At 40.8% G+C, this 19,878-nt stretch carries 29 protein-coding genes and 1 pseudogene; all 30 read left to right on the forward strand.

The annotated features are described in order from the left end of the window. Positions 1-1,851, forward strand: a 1,851-nt coding sequence (gene radC / locus Q8N37_01805) for a DNA repair protein RadC (protein MDP3057238.1), incomplete at its 5' end; no start/stop codon positions are given. 4 nt (positions 1,852-1,855) lie between these two features. Then, on the forward strand, positions 1,856-3,091 hold the full coding sequence (locus Q8N37_01810; GenBank protein ID MDP3057239.1) for a hypothetical protein: 1,236 nt from the start codon (positions 1,856-1,858) through the stop codon (positions 3,089-3,091). Further along, the gene (locus Q8N37_01815; protein ID MDP3057240.1) at positions 3,076-3,531 is read left to right on the forward strand and encodes a hypothetical protein; all 456 of its coding nucleotides are present in this window, start codon (positions 3,076-3,078) and stop codon (positions 3,529-3,531) included. Before Q8N37_01810 ends, Q8N37_01815 begins: the two co-directional genes overlap by 16 nt. Before the next feature lie 305 nt (positions 3,532-3,836). Further along, positions 3,837-5,036 (forward strand): elongation factor Tu, encoded by a 1,200-nt coding sequence (gene tuf / locus Q8N37_01820; protein MDP3057241.1) that lies wholly within the window; start codon positions 3,837-3,839, stop codon positions 5,034-5,036. 104 nt (positions 5,037-5,140) lie between these two features. Further along, the gene (rpsJ, locus tag Q8N37_01825; protein ID MDP3057242.1) at positions 5,141-5,509 is read left to right on the forward strand and encodes a 30S ribosomal protein S10; all 369 of its coding nucleotides are present in this window, start codon (positions 5,141-5,143) and stop codon (positions 5,507-5,509) included. 202 nt (positions 5,510-5,711) lie between these two features. Continuing rightward, positions 5,712-6,323, forward strand: a complete 612-nt coding sequence (gene rplC / locus Q8N37_01830; protein MDP3057243.1) for a 50S ribosomal protein L3 — start codon at positions 5,712-5,714, stop codon at positions 6,321-6,323. Positions 6,324-6,340: 17 nt separating this feature from the next. After that, a complete protein-coding gene (gene rplD, locus Q8N37_01835; GenBank protein MDP3057244.1) occupies positions 6,341-6,970 on the forward strand; it encodes a 50S ribosomal protein L4 in 630 nt (209 codons plus the stop codon). Between the two features lie 136 nt (positions 6,971-7,106). Beyond that, complete coding sequence (rplW, locus tag Q8N37_01840; protein ID MDP3057245.1) at positions 7,107-7,385, forward strand: 50S ribosomal protein L23; 279 nt, start codon at positions 7,107-7,109, stop codon at positions 7,383-7,385. Between the two features lie 33 nt (positions 7,386-7,418). Beyond that, entirely contained in the window at positions 7,419-8,243 is an 825-nt protein-coding gene (gene rplB, locus Q8N37_01845) for a 50S ribosomal protein L2 (GenBank protein MDP3057246.1), read from the forward strand. 10 nt (positions 8,244-8,253) lie between these two features. Continuing rightward, the gene (gene rpsS, locus Q8N37_01850; protein MDP3057247.1) at positions 8,254-8,616 is read left to right on the forward strand and encodes a 30S ribosomal protein S19; all 363 of its coding nucleotides are present in this window, start codon (positions 8,254-8,256) and stop codon (positions 8,614-8,616) included. Between the two features lie 34 nt (positions 8,617-8,650). Beyond that, a pseudogene (rplV, locus tag Q8N37_01855) lies at positions 8,651-8,980 on the forward strand (50S ribosomal protein L22). A 135-nt stretch (positions 8,981-9,115) separates the two neighbouring features. Then, positions 9,116-9,808, forward strand: coding sequence for a 30S ribosomal protein S3 (gene rpsC, locus Q8N37_01860; GenBank protein MDP3057248.1), 693 nt, complete (start codon positions 9,116-9,118; stop codon positions 9,806-9,808). Between the two features lie 26 nt (positions 9,809-9,834). Next, on the forward strand, positions 9,835-10,257 hold the full coding sequence (gene rplP / locus Q8N37_01865; GenBank protein MDP3057249.1) for a 50S ribosomal protein L16: 423 nt from the start codon (positions 9,835-9,837) through the stop codon (positions 10,255-10,257). Between the two features lie 19 nt (positions 10,258-10,276). Next, a complete protein-coding gene (gene rpmC, locus Q8N37_01870) occupies positions 10,277-10,477 on the forward strand; it encodes a 50S ribosomal protein L29 (protein MDP3057250.1) in 201 nt (66 codons plus the stop codon). A gap of 41 nt (positions 10,478-10,518) precedes the next feature. Beyond that, complete coding sequence (gene rpsQ / locus Q8N37_01875) at positions 10,519-10,806, forward strand: 30S ribosomal protein S17 (GenBank protein ID MDP3057251.1); 288 nt, start codon at positions 10,519-10,521, stop codon at positions 10,804-10,806. 23 nt (positions 10,807-10,829) lie between these two features. Continuing rightward, on the forward strand, positions 10,830-11,198 hold the full coding sequence (rplN, locus tag Q8N37_01880) for a 50S ribosomal protein L14 (GenBank protein MDP3057252.1): 369 nt from the start codon (positions 10,830-10,832) through the stop codon (positions 11,196-11,198). 22 nt (positions 11,199-11,220) lie between these two features. Beyond that, a complete protein-coding gene (gene rplX, locus Q8N37_01885; protein MDP3057253.1) occupies positions 11,221-11,529 on the forward strand; it encodes a 50S ribosomal protein L24 in 309 nt (102 codons plus the stop codon). 26 nt (positions 11,530-11,555) lie between these two features. After that, positions 11,556-12,098, forward strand: a complete 543-nt coding sequence (gene rplE, locus Q8N37_01890) for a 50S ribosomal protein L5 (protein ID MDP3057254.1) — start codon at positions 11,556-11,558, stop codon at positions 12,096-12,098. Between the two features lie 8 nt (positions 12,099-12,106). Further along, positions 12,107-12,292: a type Z 30S ribosomal protein S14 gene (locus Q8N37_01895; protein ID MDP3057255.1), complete on the forward strand. Its 186-nt coding sequence runs from the start codon at positions 12,107-12,109 to the stop codon at positions 12,290-12,292. Positions 12,293-12,334: 42 nt separating this feature from the next. Continuing rightward, positions 12,335-12,727 (forward strand): 30S ribosomal protein S8, encoded by a 393-nt coding sequence (rpsH, locus tag Q8N37_01900; protein MDP3057256.1) that lies wholly within the window; start codon positions 12,335-12,337, stop codon positions 12,725-12,727. Between the two features lie 18 nt (positions 12,728-12,745). After that, a complete protein-coding gene (gene rplF / locus Q8N37_01905; protein MDP3057257.1) occupies positions 12,746-13,294 on the forward strand; it encodes a 50S ribosomal protein L6 in 549 nt (182 codons plus the stop codon). A 34-nt stretch (positions 13,295-13,328) separates the two neighbouring features. Beyond that, entirely contained in the window at positions 13,329-13,727 is a 399-nt protein-coding gene (rplR, locus tag Q8N37_01910) for a 50S ribosomal protein L18 (protein ID MDP3057258.1), read from the forward strand. A 137-nt stretch (positions 13,728-13,864) separates the two neighbouring features. Further along, complete coding sequence (gene rpsE, locus Q8N37_01915) at positions 13,865-14,410, forward strand: 30S ribosomal protein S5 (protein MDP3057259.1); 546 nt, start codon at positions 13,865-13,867, stop codon at positions 14,408-14,410. Between the two features lie 46 nt (positions 14,411-14,456). After that, a complete protein-coding gene (locus tag Q8N37_01920) occupies positions 14,457-14,879 on the forward strand; it encodes an uL15 family ribosomal protein (GenBank protein ID MDP3057260.1) in 423 nt (140 codons plus the stop codon). 121 nt (positions 14,880-15,000) lie between these two features. Continuing rightward, the gene (secY, locus tag Q8N37_01925; GenBank protein ID MDP3057261.1) at positions 15,001-16,272 is read left to right on the forward strand and encodes a preprotein translocase subunit SecY; all 1,272 of its coding nucleotides are present in this window, start codon (positions 15,001-15,003) and stop codon (positions 16,270-16,272) included. Between the two features lie 91 nt (positions 16,273-16,363). Then, positions 16,364-17,035, forward strand: coding sequence for a nucleoside monophosphate kinase (locus Q8N37_01930; GenBank protein ID MDP3057262.1), 672 nt, complete (start codon positions 16,364-16,366; stop codon positions 17,033-17,035). Between the two features lies 1 nt (position 17,036). Beyond that, positions 17,037-17,681, forward strand: a complete 645-nt coding sequence (locus Q8N37_01935; protein MDP3057263.1) for a nucleoside monophosphate kinase — start codon at positions 17,037-17,039, stop codon at positions 17,679-17,681. Positions 17,682-17,775: 94 nt separating this feature from the next. Beyond that, entirely contained in the window at positions 17,776-18,549 is a 774-nt protein-coding gene (gene map / locus Q8N37_01940) for a type I methionyl aminopeptidase (protein ID MDP3057264.1), read from the forward strand. 53 nt (positions 18,550-18,602) lie between these two features. After that, on the forward strand, positions 18,603-18,980 hold the full coding sequence (locus Q8N37_01945; GenBank protein MDP3057265.1) for a hypothetical protein: 378 nt from the start codon (positions 18,603-18,605) through the stop codon (positions 18,978-18,980). 96 nt (positions 18,981-19,076) lie between these two features. Further along, entirely contained in the window at positions 19,077-19,790 is a 714-nt protein-coding gene (locus tag Q8N37_01950; protein ID MDP3057266.1) for a hypothetical protein, read from the forward strand. Positions 19,791-19,878: the final 88 nt, after the last annotated feature.

Here is a 19,878-nt window from a genome sequence, read left to right on the forward strand (position 1 = left end):
GAAAAAGGAGCTGATGCGTTATCCGATAGCGAACTTTTGGCTATTCTGCTTGGTAGTGGGATTAAAGGAACAAACGTAAAAGTTTTGTCGCAAAAGATTCTGAAAAAATTCGGGGATAATTTATTAAACGCTTCGGTTGACGATTTAATGCAAATTTCAGGAATCGGGCAAGCGAAAGCACTGCAAATTTCATCCGCAATTGCATTGACGAGGAGAATTTTTGACAAGCAAAATTCTTTGGACAATTTGATTTTATCAGCACAAGATACCATTGCTTTAGTTTCGGATTTGAAAGATAAAAAACAAGAACAGTTAGTTTGTCTTTATTTGAACGCACGCAATGCTTTGTTAAAAAAAGAAACAGTTTCAGTTGGAATATTGGATAAAAGTATTATTCATCCGCGAGAAATTTTTGCTCCTGGATTGGAACTGCGCGCTGCAGGCGTGATATTGGTTCATAATCATCCTTCCGGTGATTCAAACCCAAGCGAACAAGACAAACAAGTAGCTAAAAGAGTAATCGAGGCGGGACAATTGATGGGTATTAATGTTGTTGATTTTCTTATTATCGCAAAAAACGGAGCACATAGCATACTCGGCGAAATAAAAAAAACTGAATTGACAAACACGGAATATGTTGCCGATGGTTCGCAAGCTTCTTTGTTTGATTTGCTTGTTGATTATAATGTTAGTTATAAATTGGATATAGATTCTAAAGTAAGCATTGGGGATAAATCCGTTAAGGTTGAGGAAAATGGGTATTATTGGCATGGTGATCCAATTTATAAAAAAGGGACTTATGTTAGTAGCAATAATCCCGTTATTGTAGAACTTTTTTCCGGATGTGGTGGAACATCATTGGGATTTGAAATGGCGGGATATCATGTATTAGTTGGTTGTGATATTCATGGGCCTTCAATAGAAACGTTTTCAATAAATCATCCTAGAGCTTCTACGATTTTAGGTGATGTAAAAAAAGTTAATCCGAATAACATACTTGAGCTATTAAATGGTAGAGAGATCGATGTTTTAATAGCAGGAGTACCATGTCAAGGTTTTTCACTTAATAATCGAAAAAGGCATGTTGGAGATGAGCGAAATTTACTCTACAAAGAATTTATTCGCTTTGTTAAGACCCTAAAACCAAAAGCAATATTGCTTGAAAATGTTTCTGGTATGAAAAGTGCTGGTGATATCGTTAAAACAATCGAAAAAGAAATTAGCGAAGCTGGGAATATGACCGTAAAAAGCAAACTGTTATATGCCGCTGATTATGGTGTACCTCAAAAAAGAACAAGGCTTGTTTTTGTCGGTGTTCGAGGTAAAGAATTTGATTTTAATGATATTAAAAAAACACATGGACCTGGTACAAAAAATCCTTTTGTCACCGTCAAGGACGCGATAAGTGACTTACCTCGATTACAACCAGATGAGATAGCGGAAAAGTATACGAAGGAACCATCTAGTGAGTATCAAAGATTGATGAGGAAAAATTTACGAAGTAATCAATTGACTAATCATAAAGCACCAAATCACCCACAAGATACAATTGATAAAATAAGAAACACAAAGCCGGGGTTACCGATGTACCCTAAATTTAAGCAAAGAATAAGACTCGCATGGGATATACAAAGTCCAACTCAGGTTTCTGGTGGTATTAGGCCACAATTCCAATTCGGACATCCGTCAGATTCGAGAGGACTAACAATCAGAGAAAGGTGTAGATTACAAAGTTTCCCCGATCATTTTGTCGTAAGAGGGGGCATTGTTCAAGGCAGAGTACAAACAGGAAATGCCGTGCCGCCGTTTTTAGCGAAAGCGGTTGCTTTAGCATTAAAAAATTATTTATAAAATTATGAATTATAGAATTTGGTATAGTACGGAAAGTTTTGCAGATTACATAATTGGAAACACTAATTTACAGAGTAAATCTTTCACAAAAAAGAAGATGTACGAAAGTGACGCAAATAATGCAAAAAACTTTCATACAATGCCTGATCATATCAAAAAGATTCTTTATCTTGACGCTCCAGATATTATTATTGAGATTAACTTAGAACCGATTTTTTCCATAGAGGTGTCTACTGAGGCAGGAACTGGTCACAATGCATTTCAAAGATTCGCAAGATTAGCCGCTTCTGTGGAAAATAATGTACCAGCATTTTATATTTACCCAGAAGCAGCAATAATTACAAGACAAAATACTCCTCCGTCTTGGGATAAAATAAATCCGCTAGTTTTTAAAGCGTTAGATGATGTAATGTCTATTTATAAGATTCCAGCACTTTTGTATTACTTCCCGTCTGATTTTCGAGGAAATATTAACAATGCAGCGACATCGCCAAACTTACGCACAAAGGGATTGAGGTTTGATTTAAACCGTCAATTTGCAGGAAGTCCTGACAGTACAGACTCTGAAATGCAGAAAATGTTTTTAGCTATAAATGAAATTATTGAGGTTGTCGAAGATGACGGAGTTATAAATGGGCGTGAAAAATTGCTCAGCAAAAGAACACTTATAGATAGAAAGAATTTCATGCAAAATGAATATTCTAGTAAGGGTGGTAATACAAATATGTCGCCACTTTCCGCAACAGTCAAAATTCCCACTCAGTACCTGCTGAATTATTTATCAGATTTTGAAAATAGCGATTATCAAATAGGTGAATTATTGCGAAGTCGCCAAGAAACAATTGTTTACAAAATCGATGCCGCCTTTCGAGGCGACCCATATCCAGGTGCATTGGCAGCAATTGATTATTTGGCTTGTCGAGAAGGCAAATCTTTTGAAGAAAGGAAATATAATCTAGTGTTAGCATGGGGTGAATTTTCTATTGATGAACAAAATCAAACAATCGTACTTGGCGGCACTAAGAGTGATGTAAATGACTTTGTAGATGCTGTAAAAGCTAGTGAAAATAAAAACTTACTAACAAAAAATTACTCGGATTTATTAAGCTCGGAAATCCCTCGCTACTATATGCAAGTTAGATATGGTTCTACTTTTTCTAAAGTGAAACATGTAAGAGTATTCTCCTACTTTGCTGACGCAATCTTATTTCCTAATGGATCATTATGGAGAGACGCATAAGTGAAGAAAGTGTAACAAAAACAATTATTTCTTGGCTTGAGAAAAATGGCTGGAGCATTATCTGCTTTGATTTTCCACAAAGCGGAACAGGGAAAGTTTTGCATTCAAATAATCGTGCGGGGTTAAAAAATAAAGATTCAATAATTCCAGATATTGTTGCTATAAAAAATGGTGTCGTGATTTTTTGCGAAAATAAAGATAGGTTTTCTTTTTCCGACTTTCAGAAGGTAGAAAGTATAAAAAAAGAAAATAATTATTCGGACTCTATAAATAAACTCCTTTCGTCTTATCAATACACTTCTATTTACTACGGAATCGGTTTGCCAATTACCCCTCAAAATAGAGAAAAAATAAACGAAAGCAGGACACAAGTTGATTTTGTTATTGAATCTAATGGTGGCAATACAAGAGTTGATTATCAAATTAAAAATATTTTTTAATTTCCAATTTTTTCCTCCCGCCTCTTGCCAAAACTTTCCCTTTAGTGTATGATTAAAAAGTTGTTTCAGAAGAATCTGAATGTTTTGTTTTGACTCCGGGAAAAGATTGATTTTGGATGAAATTTTGAAGTGATTATTTCCTCAAAAACAACACAAAACTAGCCCATTTTTTTTATTTTGTCTGAAGCGAAACTGCGTATTTTTAGCGAAAATCGGGGTAGGGGCTTGACTAATTTCCGATACTGTTATAATATATTTAAATACAATATATAATTCATAATTATAAAACAAAATAATATAATACTATGGCAGAAAAATTTGAAAGAGTAAAACCGCACGTTAATGTCGGAACTATCGGACATGTTGATCACGGCAAGACCACTTTGACCGCGGCAATTTTAAAAAATTTGACAGCAGCTGGAATGAAAGCGCAAAACAAAGGCGTGGAAGATTTGGATAAGGCTCCGGAATCAAAAGAGCGCGGCATTACTATTGCCACCGCTCACGTGGAATATGAAACCAATGCCAGACACTATGCGCACGTGGATTGTCCGGGACACGCAGACTATATTAAAAATATGATTACAGGCGCCGCCCAAATGGACGGAGCGATTTTGGTTGTCAGCGCGGTTGACGGCCCGATGCCACAAACTCGAGAACACATTTTGTTAGCTTATCAGGTTGGTGTTCCTCAGGTTGTGGTCTTTTTGAATAAAGTTGACCAGGTGGACGACAAAGAATTGGTTGATCTGGTGGAAGAAGAAGTCCGGGAATTGCTCACAAAATATCATTTTGCCGGCGATAAAGTCCGATTTATCCGCGGATCCGCTTTGCAAGCTCTGGAACACAGCTGCGGCAAGATAGATTGCCCGAAATGCGGTCCGGTCATGGAATTAATGAAAGCTTTGGACGAATCTATTCCTGAACCGGTTCGAGATGTCGATAAGCCGTTATTGATGCCGATCGAAGATGTCTTTTCTATTGAAGGAAGAGGCACGGTCGTTACAGGAAGAATTGAAAGAGGCCGAGTGCATATTGGCGATGAAATCGAGATCGTTGGCTTGAAACCGACCACCAAGACTGTCGCTACCGGCATTGAAATGTTCAATAAATCCCTTGATGAAGGTTTGGCTGGCGATAACGCCGGAGTGCTTTTGCGCGGCACCAAAAAAGAAGATGTCGAGCGCGGACAAGTTTTGGCCAAGCCCGGATCGATCACTCCTCACACCGAATTTGAAGGCGAAGTTTATATTTTGACCAAAGAAGAAGGCGGACGACATACTCCATTTTTCAACGGCTACAGACCTCAATTCTATATCAGGACCACTGACGTCACTGGAGAAGCGACTTTGCCAAAAGGCACTGAAATGGTCATGCCTGGCGATACTGTCACAGTCACGGTGAAATTGATCTCCCCGGTCGCGCTGGAACAAGGAATGAGATTTGCGATTCGCGAAGGCGGACACACTGTCGGCGCCGGAGTAGTTACTAAAACAATCAAATAAGAGCTCAGCCCTGCACTAAAACTGCAGGGTTTAGAGTGTTTTTACGAGTGAAATCGTAATAATTAATAAAATAAAAAGAAAGTCTAAAAGATTTTTACATTAAAATGACAACGACTGCCAAGAAAGATTCTGGAATAATCAATTCCTCTACAACTAAAGACGAAGAAGTTAAGCCAAGAATTAGAATTAAAATTAGAGCTTACGACAGTAAGATCATTGATGAGTCCGCAAAATTGATTGCTGAAACTGCCTTGCGCGGAGGCGCCGAGATCAGAGGACCATTGCCGCTTCCGACCGAAAAGAAGAAATACACTGTCAATAAATCAACCTTCGTCCACAAGGATGCCAGAGAGCAGTTTGAGATCAGGGTTCACAAGAGATTGATCGATATTATCAATCCGACCCCGAGAATTATTGATTCATTGACGAATTTGTCCTTATCAGCCGGAGTGGATATCGAGATCAAGATGTAATGTTTAGAGAGCGGAGAGTGGAAGGTAGAAAGTAGCAGAGTAAAGAAATTTTAAAATTCAGTACGTGATGATTCAAGTCCCAGATTTTAATATAGATAGCGCGGGATACTGAATTGGTCAGAAGTTAAAGAAACCGAGATTACGGTTTGTGCATAACTTACGACTCGGTTTTTGTTTTTGAAAAAGCATATAATAATAACATATGGTAAAATTCATTTTAGGAAAAAAACTCGGAATGGCAAGAGTGTTTGAAAAATCAGGAAAATCTGTTCCAGTGACTGTATTGGAAGCGGGTCCTTGTGTCATTTCGCAAATTAAGACTGAAGCGAAAGACGGATACAATGCCGTGCAGATCGGATTTGGCAAAGAAAAGAAAGTTTCAAAACCGAAAGCCGGACTTTTAAAAGGTTCGCATCTGGCTAAACATTTGAGAGAATTCGTAACCAAAGATGTCGCTTCTTACAAAGTAGGTGATAAGATCGATGTTTCGATCTTTGCCGAGGGAGATATGGTAAAAGCCAGCGGCGTCACCAAAGCGAAAGGTTTTGCCGGCGTTATGAAAAGACATGGTTTTTCCGGCGGTCCCGCTTCTCACGGACAGAAACACAGCGCCAGAGAAAGAGGCTCAGTCGGTCCGAGGTTTCCGGAACACGTCGTCAAGGGAGTCCGAATGCCGGGTCGGATGGGCGGAGTGCGCTCGACAGTCATCAATTTGCCGGTATTATCGATTGACAAAGAAAATAATTTGATCGCTCTGAAAGGCGCGATTCCGGGCAACAAAGGAGCTTTGATCGAAGTAGTCAGCATTAAATAGAACGGATAATTATACATATGATCAAGACTAATTTATATAATCAAGAGGGAAAGGTAGTGGGAGAAATGGATCTGCCTGAGAATATTTTTGGACTGAAACCCAAGAAAGACTTGATGCACGAAGCGGTGGTCGCTCAAGAGGCGAATAGCCGGATAAAATACGCTCACACCAAGACCCGCGGAGAAGTACGCGGAGGCGGAAAAAAGCCATTTGCCCAGAAACACACGGGACAAGCCAGACAAGGTTCGATCAGGTCTCCGATTTGGAGGCATGGCGGAATAACTTTCGGTCCTACCGCTGACGCTTCCTATGGGAAAAAGATCAATTTGAAAAAGAAAAGATTGGCGTTGCATATGGCTCTGGCTTCCAAGCTGAACGATAAAGTCTTGTATATTATTGACGATCTGCGCCTTGCCGATGCCAAGACAAAAACTTTCGCTAAGATCCTGAAAAATCTCGGCGTAGCCAAGACTGCTTTGATCGCGCTGCCCAAGACGGATAAAAATGTCTATTTGGCCAGCCGCAATATTCCCGGAATAAAATCTATCCTAATCGGATCTTTGAATATAGTGGACGTATTGCGATACAAGAACTTGATAATGCCGAAAGAATCGATAGCCGCAATCGAGAAAACATTTAAGATATAAAATTCATTAAAAGCATATGACAATTCTTGATAAAGTTAAAAACATCGCCAAAAAACCGGAAGCGGAAAAGGCTGCAAAAGTTGAAAAGAAAAACGCCGGAAAGGATTTTAAGAAGAACAAGATATCGAAAGATAAGATCAGCGCGATTATTTTTGAGCCGCTTTTCACGGAAAAAATTTCCAATTTGATGCCGTTGAATAAATATGCTTTCAAAGTGGCGAACGGAGCCAATAAGATTGAAGTGAAAAAAGCGATCGAAGGGCTTTATGAAGTGAATGTGACGAGCGTTAATATGATAAAAACCTCAGCTAAGCCGAAAAGAGTCGGAAGACGGGAAATGGTCAAGCCGGGATTTAAGAAAGCGATCGTGACGCTAAAAGCGGGCGAAAGCATCGAGCCGGCAAAGACCAAGTAAAAAGTTTTAAAATTTTATTCACAGAGAAAGAATATGGCAATAATAGAATATAAACCAACAACCGCCGGAAGAAGAGGCGCGTCAGTGGTAAAAAATGATTTCGTAACGACAGCCAGGCCTGAAAAATCCTTGACGCTTGGTCACGCAAAAAAATCAGGACGGGCCAAAGGCAAGATCTCGACGCGGCACAAGGGCGGCGGAGCAAAAAGATTGTACAGGATCATTGATTTCGGACAGGATAAGGTCAATATTCCGGCCCGGGTCGCTTCGATCGAATATGATCCGAACCGCTCGGCTTATATCGCGCTTTTGAATTACAAAGACGGCGAAAAAAGATATATTTTGGCCCCGGAAGGATTGAGAGCGAATGATGAAGTTATCGCTTCGGCCAATGCTCCGGTAAAAACCGGCAACAGATTGATTTTGAAAAATATTCCGGTTGGCACCAATATACACAACATCGAACTGACTCCGGGAAAAGGCGGGCAGATCGTCCGCACGGCAGGCGCTTTGGCCATAGTAAGAGCCAAGGAAGGCGGCTATGTGCATCTCGGTTTTCCTTCAGGCGAAATAAGAATGCTCTCGGAATTATGCTGGGCTTCGGTCGGACAGATAGGCAAGGCGGAATTTCGGATGAGAAATTTGGGAAAGGCCGGAAAATCCCGATGGCTGGGCAAACGCCCGGGCGTGCGAGGTTCGGCGATGAATCCGGTTGACCATCCGCACGGCGGAGGCGAAGGACGCCAGCCGATCGGTTTGAAGCATCCGAAAACTCCCTGGGGAAAGATCGCGATGGGAAAGAAAACTAGAAATAAGAAAAAATTATCAGAAAAATTTATTATTAAACACAGAAGATAAAATAATTTATATGTCAAGAAGCACTAAAAAAGGTCCTTTTGTGGACGAAAAATTGATAAAGAAGATCGAGAAGCTGAAGATCGGCGACAAGACGGTTATTAAGACTTGGAGCAGAGATTCGACGGTTATTCCTCAAATGATCGGTTTTACGTTTGGCGTGCATAACGGCAAGACGCACATTCCTGTGCTGGTGACGGAAGATATGGTAGGCCACAAATTGGGCGAATTTTCTCTGACGCGCAAGTTTAGCCGGCACGGCGGAAGAATGCAGAGAGAACTCGAAGCGGCTGCCAAGGCGGCTGAAGCGGCCAAAACCGCTCCGGCGGGCGCCGCAGCTCCGGCGGCCAAAGCTGCTGAACCGGTCAAGAAATAATAATTAAAGCAATATAAATTAGAAATTTTAAAATATGCCAGTAAAAGTTTACCTAAAAAATTTAAGAACAGCTCCCCGCAAAGTCCGGTTGGTTGCCGATCTCATCAGAGGATTAAGAGTTGATGAAGCGATGGAACAATTGAAATATATTCCCAAAAGAGCGGCTGTGCCTGTAATGAAACTCCTGGAATCGGCAGTGGCGGCGGCGGAGAATGATTTTAAAATGAAAAAAGAAGATCTGTTTATTTCAAAAATAACCGTTGATGACGGCGCGACCCTGAAAAGATCCATGCCGCACGCGATGGGCCGGGCTTTCCCGATATTGAAAAGAACGAGCACTGTCACTATCGAGCTCGATAAAAAAGCCGTAGAGCTGGAAGCGCTGGAAGAAAAAAAATCGGAAGAATCTCGGGAAGTTTTGGCAGGGGAAGCGAAAGAAGAAGCGCTGAAAAAAAGAAAAAGTAAAAAACAAGAATAATTAATCCATTTTAAACTTGCTATGGGACACAAAGTAAATCCGTTATTATTTAGACTAGGCTACACTGTCAATTGGACGAGCCGCTGGTTTGGCGACAAAAACTTTCCGGAACTTCTGAAAGAAGATTTTGGCATTCGAAAGATCCTTATGGAAAATTTGAAAAAAGCGGCAGTGGAAAAAATTATCATCGACAGGGCGTCTAACGTTGTCACGATCTCCATTCTTTCCGCGAGGCCCGGAGTCATAATCGGACGGGGCGGAACCGGCATCGAGGATCTGAGAAAAATGCTGAAAACGAAGCTTGGATTGAAAAAAGAAGTTAAACTTGATGTGCTCGAAGTGAAAGATCCGGAATCCAGCGCGGCGATCATCGGGCAGGAAATTGCCAGTCAGATCGAGCGGAGGATCGGCTGGAAAAGAGCCCTGAAAAGAATGCTGGAAACGGTAATCAGCAAAAAAGGAGTTCAGGGAATAAAGATCGCGATCTCCGGGCGGCTTGATGGGGCGGAAATGGGCAGGCGAGAATGGCTCGCCAAAGGAAAAATTCCCTTGCACACGCTTCGAAGCAATATTGATTTTACCAGAGCGACGGCTTTTACGACTTATGGCGCGGTAGGGATAAAAGTTTGGGTGTATAAGGGCGAAGTGTTTGACGAAAAAGCGGAGGCGAAAAAAAGCAAAAAAATAAATAGTACTTCTACTCCAATTAAATAGTTCAGTACAAGCAAATAAAACTAAATATGTTGATTCCAAAAAAAGTAAAACACAGAAAACAGCAAAAAGGCAGACGGAGATTTTCCGGCGTGGCCAGCCGCGGCACTGATCTGAATTTTGGCAGCTACGGAATTAAAGCTCTCGAGACTTCGTGGGTTTCCGCCAGGCAGCTCGAAGCGGTAAGAAGGGTTTTGACCAGATACACCAAGCGCGGCGGAAAAATATGGATCAGGGTTTTTCCCGATAAGCCGATAACGGTCAAAGGATCAGAAGTTCCGATGGGCGGAGGAAAAGGCTCTACTGATCATTTTGTGGTCGCTATCAAGCCAGGAAGAGTTTTGTTTGAGATCGACGGCGTAACCAGAGAGGAAGCCCGGGAATCGATGAGGCTTGCTTCGCACAAACTTCCCATTAAAGTGAAATTTATTGAAAAGCAGCACGCTAACTAATACTTTATAAACCAAGATCATGAAAGCCAAAGAATTAAAATTAAAAACAATCGAGGAATTAAAAAAGATCATTGCTGAAACGAGAGAAAATACTTTATCTTTGAATATGGAAAGAGCCAACAGGAAGCTGAAAAAAGTATCGCAGTTCAAGAAAAACAGGCAGTTGATCGCGAGAATTCTAACGATCATCGGAGAAAAAGAAAAAACAATAAAGCAATAATTTAAAAACAAGAGATTTAAAATTTCAATTTAAACAAAATCATGGAAAAAAAAGTCAATAAAACAATTTCTAAAGAAGGAAATGAAAAAAAGAAAAGTATCCGCCATTTGGTCGGAACAGTGGTCAGCGCCAAGATGCAGAAAACGGTAGTTGTGGCTGTTGATAAATTGAAATTGCATGAAAAGTATCGAAAGCAATATAAAGTAACCAAGAAATACAAGGCGCATGACGAGAAAGGCGAATACAAAGCCGGAGACAGGGTGATCATTCAGGAGACGAAGCCGATGAGCAAAGAAAAACGCTGGATAGTGATAGGTAAAGCAAAGTAATTTATAAATAAGACAATAGAAATATGATCCAAGTATTAACAAATTTAAAAGTTGCAGACAATAGCGGAGCCAAGATAATCCGATGTTTTAGGATTTTGGGCGGAACGCGCCACCGCTACGCCAAGATCGGCGATATTGTCGTTGCTTCGGTCAGGCAGGGAGATCCGAAAGGCGTGGTAAAAGAGCATGAAGTCGTGAAAGCGGTGATTGTCAGGCAGAAAAAAGCTTTGCGCCGGACAGACGGCACTTATATCAGATTTGACGACAACGCGGCAGTGATCATCGACGAGAACAAAGAACCCCGGGGATCGAGAATTTTTGGTCCGGTTGGAAGAGAATTGAAAGAAAAAGGCTTTAGTAAAATTATTTCCTTGGCTTCCGAGGTATTGTAATAAATTATATCCGAATAAAAATATGAAGATCAAAAAGAATGACAACGTATTGGTGATAAAAGGAAAAGACAGGAACAAGACCGGTAAGGTTGTTGGAATTTTGCCTGAAAAAGGAAAAGCTGTCGTCGGCGGATTGAATATGATCAAGCGCCACCAGAAGCCGAAAAGAAGCGGACAAAAAGGCCAGATTTTAAGCGTTGAAGCTCCTATAAGGATCGAGAATCTTATGGTGATCTGCCCGAAATGCGGCAAGCCGGCCAGAGTAGGATACAAGAAGCTGGAAAACGGAGAAAAAGTCAGGATTTGCAAAAAATGTAATCAAGAAATTTAAAATAAACCAGTTATCAGTTTAAATATATGTCAAGATTAAAAGAAAAATTTATAAAAGAAGTCATCCCGGCTATGAAAAAAGAGTTCGGTTATAAGAACGACATGGCTGTGCCGCGCATGAAAAAAGCGGTTATTAACGCCGGAGTAGGCAAGTCTTTAGATAATAAGAAGCTTTTGGATCAGATAGTGTTTGATATCGCCGCGATCACCGGACAGAAGCCCGTGTTGAAGCTGGCCAAAAAATCAATTTCGAGTTTTAAGATCAGAGAAGGAATTCCTGTTGGCGTGGCAGTGACGCTCAGAGGCGAAAAAATGTATGAATTTATCGACAAGCTTATCAATATCGCTTTGCCCCGGGTTCGTGATTTTCGCGGATTGCCGGACAATTCTTTTGATGGACGAGGCAATTTTTCCTTGGGAATTCGCGAGCATTATGTTTTTCCTGAAATTAACGCCGATGTGACCTCGAGTATTTTTGGATTGCAAGTGACGGTAGTGACCGACGCGAAAAGCGACAAAGAAGCAAAGAGTTTATTAATTCATTTGGGTTTTCCCATTAAAAAAGAGTAAAAAATATTATGCCAAGAAAAGCCTTAGTTGTAAAAGCATTAAAAAAACCTAAGTATATGACCCGCACGATCAGGCGCTGCTGGAAATGCGGACGCAAGCGCGCTTTTATGCGAGATTTTGGACTTTGCAGGATTTGCTTCAGGGAAATGGCTTCGATCGGAGAGATACCTGGCGTAAAAAAATCTTCGTGGTAATTTAAATATTAAGAGAATCAAATTTACATTTAATTATATATTATGACAGATCCAATAGCCGATTTATTAACAAGAATTAGAAACGCTCAACGCGCCGGTAAAGAAAAAACCGTAATTGAGCCCGCCTCCAACATAAAACTGGATATTTTAAAGATATTCAAAAAGGAAGGGTATTTGGAGAAAATCGGCGTAAAGAGCGTTGACAATAAATCTTTTGTTGAGGTTGGCTTGAAATATGTAAACAATAAGCCCGCTTTTTCCGGCGTGGTGCGAGTGAGCCGGCCCGGGCAAAGAGTTTATGTCAAGAAAGACAAGGTGCCGTATGTGCTTCAGGGATTCGGATTGGCGATCATTTCCACCTCCAAAGGATTGATGACTGACAAAGAAGCGCGAAAACAAGGACTGGGCGGAGAATTAATTTGTAAAATTTGGTAAAAATCTAATTAAAATATTATGTCTAAAATCGGTAAAAAACCAATTATTATTCCGGATGGCGTCACGGTAAAAGTGACCGGCAAGGAAGTTCACGTAAAGGGTTCGAAAGGCGAGCTGTCTTTGATAGTTGATGGCGCTATTAATATTGAAATGAAAGACAAAGAGATGGTTCTTTCCATCGGAGAAAGCACTAAAGAAAATAAATCAATTTGGGGAACTACCAGAATGCTGATCGCCAATATGATAAAGGGTGTCACGGAAGGTTTTGAAAAACGCCTCGAGATCCAGGGAATTGGTTTTAAAGCGGCTTTGCAAGGCAAGAACAAGGTAATTTTGAGTGTCGGATTTACGCACCCGGTGGAATTTACCGCGCCGGAAGGCGTGGAATTCAAACTTGAAAAGAATTTCATCATAGTTTCCGGCATTGATAAGCAAAAAGTCGGGCAGATCACGGCGGAGATAAGAGCTTCCAAGCCGCCTGAACCGTATTTGGGAAAAGGGATTCGCTATGTCGGCGAGGTTGTAAAGAGAAAAGCGGGAAAGAAAGTCGTATCAGCAGCGAAGTAAAATTAAAATTAAAAATTTAGAATTATTTAAGAATATGTCAAAAGAAAATGTAAGTTTTAAAAAATTGAAGAAAGACGCCCGCCATTTGAAAATAAGGGCAAAAATCAAAGGAACAGCCGAAGTTCCGAGATTGGCCGTGTTCAGAAGCAATGCTCATATTTACGCGCAATTGATCGATGACGAGAGCGGCAAGACTTTATTGAGCGTTTCGGACAAAGAAATAAAAACAGCTCGAGCTAAATCTTCCGGCAAGGACGATAAGGGTGAAAACGGCAGAAGGATCGCTGTCGCCAAGCAGGTGGGTTTATTGGCGGCCGAGAAAGCAAAAAAGGCCAAGATCGAGAAAGTTGTTTTCGACAGAGGCGGATTTAAATATCATGGAAGGATAAAATCAATTGCCGAAGGCGCCAGAGAAGGCGGAATGAAGTTCTAGACGGTAATTTATCAAGTTGGATAAAGTAAAATTTTATAAAAAAGTATTATTCATAAAAATTTCAAGAATTATGATTTATGATTAAAGATTTAAGAATAATTCGTAAATCATAAATCTTAAATCGTAAATCAAACAATATGGTTTTTAGAGACAAAAGAGAAAAAAGCGAATATGATCAAAAACTTCTGGAAGCTAGCCGCGTGGCTCGCGTGGTTAAAGGCGGAAAGCGCTTCAGTTTCAGGGCTTTGGTGATCATCGGAAACCGGAAAGGAAAAGTTGCAGTCGGAGTCGCTAAAGGCGCTGATCTTACCGATGCTACCCAGAAATCCGTGACCAATGCCAAAAAATCGATCATTGTCGTGCCGATTACGAATGGCAGCATTCCTCATGAAGTTTATCAGAAATATGGAGCAAGTATGGTTTTGATAAAACCGGCTCCCAAAGGAAGCGGTATTATTGCCGGCGGAGCGGTTCGCACGATTTTGGAATTAGCCGGAGTGGCAAATGCTTCCGGTAAAATACTCGGCTCTACTAATAAGCTGAATTGCGCGCGAGCGACAATAATCGCATTGGGAAAATTTAAGTCCAATACTCGCCCTGTCAATATGCAAGCCAAGAAAATCGCGGAAGCGCCGGCAAAAGAGGCAAAAGGCGTAACGGAAGAAAAAGCTAAAAGCAAATAATAAATAATATTATAGTTAAATTTTTGAGAAAGATAAGTTAAACTTTATGCAAATTCACGAACTTACATTAAGCAAAAAAAGAAAAAGAGGGCAAAGAGTCGGCCGAGGCGGCAAGCGCGGCATTTATTCAGGCCGCGGCAATAAAGGCCAAAAAGCCCGAACAAATCACCGATTGAAATTAAAGAGGATCGGCTCCGGTTTGGCGCGCCATGTGCCGAAATTAGGCGGGTTTGTCAGTCTTAGCCCCCGATCAACCGCAGTTGATATTAAGAGATTAGAGGAAAAATTTTCCAACGGCGAATTGGTCACTCCTGTTTCGCTGAAAGCCAAGGGGATCATTAAGTCCATTAAAAACCCCGTGAAAATCGTCGGAAATACCACACTTACTAAAAAATTTACAGTTAAAGATTGTCTGACAACCGTTTCTTCTAAAAAAAGCATAGAAAAAGCCGGGGGAATAATAAAATAATTATCAATTTTCAATTTACAATGAATTTTCAATGAAATAATTTTCAAACAAAAGGTTTAAAAATTAAAGAATTAAAAATTTAATAAAAATTAGAAATTAGAAATTGAAAATTTAAATCCATATGTTTGATAAAATTTTAAAGATTTTTCAAATAAAAGAGCTTCGCAATAAGATTCTGTATGTCCTGGGGATAATGATCGTTTTTCGGTTGGCTTCGCATTTTCCCGTACCGGGAGTCGATACTGAAAAATTGCGGGCTTTTTTTGAGAATAACCAGCTTTTTGGCTTGCTTAATTTATTTTCCGGAGGCGGACTTTCAAGCCTTTCAATCGTAATGCTTGGAGTGGGTCCGTATATCACCAGTTCCATTATTATGCAGCTTTTGACAATGATCTTCCCTTCTTTTAAGGAAATGTATCACGAGGGTGGAGAAGCGGGAAGGCAAAAATTTAATCAATATTCAAGAATTTTGACAGTGCCGTTGGCTTTGCTCCAGGGATATGGAATGATAAAATTATTTCAGAATCAGGGAGTTCTTGATATTATGAGCAATCAGACGATGATCTATACCTTGGTTGTGATTACCGCTGGAACAATATTTTTAATGTGGCTGGGAGAATTGATCACTGAACAAGGCATTGGAAATGGCATATCTTTGATAATTTTCGCCGGAATTGTTTCGCAAATGCCGGAAACAGCGATAGGGAAGCTTACTTTAATGGACGCGAGTCAGATCCCGGGATATATAATATTCTTGGTTTTTTCGGTATTAGTTGTCGCCAGCGTCGTTTTGGCCAACGAAGCCCAGAGAAATCTTCCCGTTTCTTACGCCAAAAGGGTGCGGGGCGGAAAAATGTACGGCGGGGTGAATACTTATTTGCCGCTGAAGGTAAATTCTGCCGGAATGATCCCGATAATTTTCGCGATGTCGATAATGCTTTTTCCCGGCATGATCGGTTCTTTTTTGGTTACATCCAAATATCCCGCGGTCGCATCCGCCGCCGTTTACATTGTTGCATTGTTTGAAAATCAAACTTTTTATGGAGCGATGTATTTTATCATGGTAGTGTTGTTCACATTTTTCTATACGGCGGTAGTTTTCGAACCGCATACGGTCAGCGAGAATTTGCAAAAACAAGGCGGTTTTATCCCGGGGATCAGGCCGGGAAATCCGACCAAGGAATATTTATCCTACGTGATCAACAGGATCACTTTGGCCGGCGCGGTTTTCTTGGGATTGATAGCGGTTTTGCCGTTTATCGGGCAAGCGTTCACGGGGGATACCAGCTTAGTATTGGGAGGCGCGGCGGTATTGATCGTCGTTGGCGTGGTGCTTGATACGGTCCGCCAGATCGAAGCGCAGATCGTAACCAAAGATTACGAACAGTATTAAACGCAAGTTCAATAAAACCGTAAAAATATAAAGTTTTTATCAGGTTATTTAAAATTTTAATTTTATAATCTTAGGGATTTTATAAAATCTTATGTCTCCATTTGTTATTACTATTATCGGTCCTCCGGGTTCGGGCAAGGGCACGCAAGGAAAAGTCGTTGCTCAAAAATATAATTTAAATCACATCGGTGTTGGAGATCTCGTAAGACAGTTGATCGTTCTTGATACGCCGCTAGGCAAAAAAGCAAAAGATAATTATGATAAAGGAGTTCCCCAGCCGGATGAAATTATTATTCAGGCTGTTAAGGAAAAAATAGAAAAAATGTCCGCGAGTCAGCGGAAAAAAGGTTTTCTTTTTGATACCTTTTTGTCTTTTAATCAGGCGAAAGCGTTCGATGAAGTTTTAAAAAATTATGATTTGCCGGGAAGTTTAGCTATTTATTTGAATATTAGCGCCGATACTGTCATTGAAAGAACCGAGAAACGGCTCATTTGTTCAAAATGCGGCGCTGTTTTTTTGTCCAAAGATCCGGCTTATAATACTGGGAAGTGTGACAAGTGCGGCGGGGATCTGATGGTCCGAAGCGATGATAAGCCCGAAGTGGTGCGTCGAAGGATTGAAGAATATAAATCAAGAATGCTGGATCTGAAAAAATATTATCAGGACAGAAAAAGGCTGATCGTCATTAATGGCGAGCCTGCAATTGAGGAAATTCACAAGGATATTATTAAAAAGATAAATGAATTTCACAAAACCAAATAATTTGATCATTTTAGGCCCTTCCGGCTCGGGCAAGGGAACTCAAGCTGAACTTTTAGCGCGGAAATTTGATCTGAAAATGGTGGATGGCGGAGAATATTTAAGAAGCATTCTGGCCTCAAAAAGCGGTGCTTTTAAAAAATTGGCGGAAAAAATGAACAAAGGCAATCTGGCTCCTACTGATATAATCAGAGATTGGATAAAGAAGCAGGTTTTCGGAAAACCTATCAGCCGCGGATTGATCTTTAGCGGACAGCCCAGGATGATCGGCGAGGCAAAACTGACATTGAAATGGTTTCGGGAAAGCAAGCGGGGAGTGCCAGTAGTGATCTTTTTAAAAGTTTCAGCGCGAGAAGTGCTGAAGCGTCTGGCAAAAAGATATATTTGCGAAAAATGCAAAAAAGTATATACTTTAAATGAATTTCCCAAGAAGCCTTGCGGAGCTTGCGGAGGAAAAATTATCAAGCGCGCCGACGATACGCCGAAATTGATACGGAACAGATTGGCATATTTTCGCGAACAGGTGGCGAAAACTTTGGAATTTTTTAAGAAAAAAGGAATTTTGATCGAGATAAACGGCGAGCAAGGAGTAGCTTTAGTAAATCGGGAAATACTAAAGAAAATTAGCGATCATTTCCGTCGTAATTAATTTGAAAGGTATGCAAGATTTATGATTAACGATTTAAGATTTATGAGTAAGGCTCGAACTATAGCCGTATTCTTAAATCATAAATCAAAATATCGTGATTTATATCAAAACTCCCCAAGAGATCGCTTTGATCCGTGAAGGCGGGAAAATCCTCGCGCAAATATTGGAGGATCTGGGTCAGTCGGTAAAGCCGGGAATGAAAACAATTGAACTGGATAGGCTTGCTGAAAGCCTTGTTTTTAAATATGGCGCGGCGGCGGCTTTTAAAAATTATAAGCCCGATTTTAATCATGACGGCCAGGGTGGTTTTCCGGCGAGCGTTTGCGTGTCGGTGAATGAAGAAGTGGTGCATGGAATTCCGGGAGAACGGGTGTTGCAGGAAGGCGATATCGTGAGTTTGGATATGGGAGTTTTGTACAAAGGTTATTTTACGGATGCGGCGATCACGGTTGGCGTGGGAAAAATTTCGCCAGAGGCCCAGAAATTAATCGCGGTGACAAAAAGATCCCTGGAGCTAGCGATTGAGAAAACCAAGATTGGCAATCATTTGGGCGATATCGGTTTCGCGGTGCAATCTTACGCGGAAAAAAACGGTTTTTCAATAGTGCGGGATCTGGTGGGGCATGGAGTGGGAAAATTTATCCACGAAGAGCCGGAGATCCCTAATTTTGGCAAGCCGGGCACGGGGTTAGAAATAAAAGAGGGAATGGTTTTGGCTTTTGAGCCGATGGTAAATGTTGGCGGTTATAAAGTTAAAACTCTGGTTGATGGCTGGACTTATACGACTTGCGATAAAAGTCTTTCGGCGCATTTCGAGCATACGGTGGCGGTGACGAAAAACGAAGCGGAAGTGCTGACGAGGCTATAATTTATTGACAAAAAACGCAACAATAGTTAAGCTATGGCTAGGAGGAATGATGAATGGCTGAAAATAATGGGAATTCGGAAAGGTGTTTAGGGCCGATACCCCACACTGAAAATATTGAAAAATTAAATTCAGCAATTGTCGCGCTTAACGGATGCCGCGGTAAAAAGCTTAAAAACGCGCTTGCCAAGGTCGAGGGATTCAGCGATATTCGTGTCGCCAAAGATATTGTCGTGTACGGTATCAAGTATTGGCGAACGATTTCTTTTCTAAAAAAAGAAGGAGATTGCGTAAATATTTCGATTCCCTACGATAATGGTTCCGGCTTGGAAAGGCCGATCGCTATTTTCAAAGACAGTATCGTCGGCATTGATACTGTTGAAGCGCTTGTCGGAAGAATTTCCGAAGAATTAACCAAAGAAAATCAAATTTAAGGGCATAAACCGCCCTTTATTTTTTTGCATTGACTTTTAGCCAAGTTATGTTTAGTATGTATTTAATCGATTGCTCTTTAAAGCAAGGAGGAAGAAATGAAAAGAATATGCTTAAAGGTAAAAAGTCTGCGGTTAGTTTCCCTTAAAAGCGATTTAGGGGAAGAAAAAACAGTACGGGCGACGCTAGAACTTGGTAATGCGCTTAATATCGCGGGCGTTCAAGCCGGATACGAAAAGGAAGGCGGATCATTCCATCAAAACTTGTCTATGGCATCGCTAAGATTGATGGACACCCCCTTTCTACACAGAAAAGAGAAAGAGAAAAACACGCCGTTGCATTTGCTTGAAGAGATCATATGCGAAGCAATTTGGTTTTTCTTCAAACAAAACGAGGTGCGAATGCGCGATCTATTGGGACAGAAATTAGACGATTTCGATCTCGAAGAGTTTTTTCCGGAATGGAATGATCGCGAATTGGCAATACCGGTTGAGTTTATCAAGCTGAGTAAGTTTGATTGCCGCCACCAAAACGGAGACGTAAGCGCTGACATTCAGCTCGGGCATCACTTTATCGTTTGGGGTGTAAAAATATATGACGGAAGGGGCGTTTTTGAACTTTTTGATGAAAACATCAGAAGCAGGGAATTAAGGAAAGTCATCCGTGAAATGATAAAAAGGAATGCGGAATTGCAAGAGCACGTCAAATATCTTTCCAAGCACGGAATTAGCGATATGGGCGAAGAAGTATTTATTGACAAAACCGAAGGGTGCGATCCCAAAAGCTTGCCGCCGCCAGTAAGCTTTTGTTGAAGAATTAAAATATAAAACCAGTTGAGCCTCAAACTCGCTGGTTATTTTTTTGTTTTTTTATTCTTGATTTAATGCCAAAAATGGCATA

This window comes from bacterium (assembly GCA_030693205.1).
In the GTDB taxonomy this organism is placed as follows: domain Bacteria; phylum Patescibacteriota; class Minisyncoccia; order JAHIHE01; family JAHIHE01; genus JAHILZ01.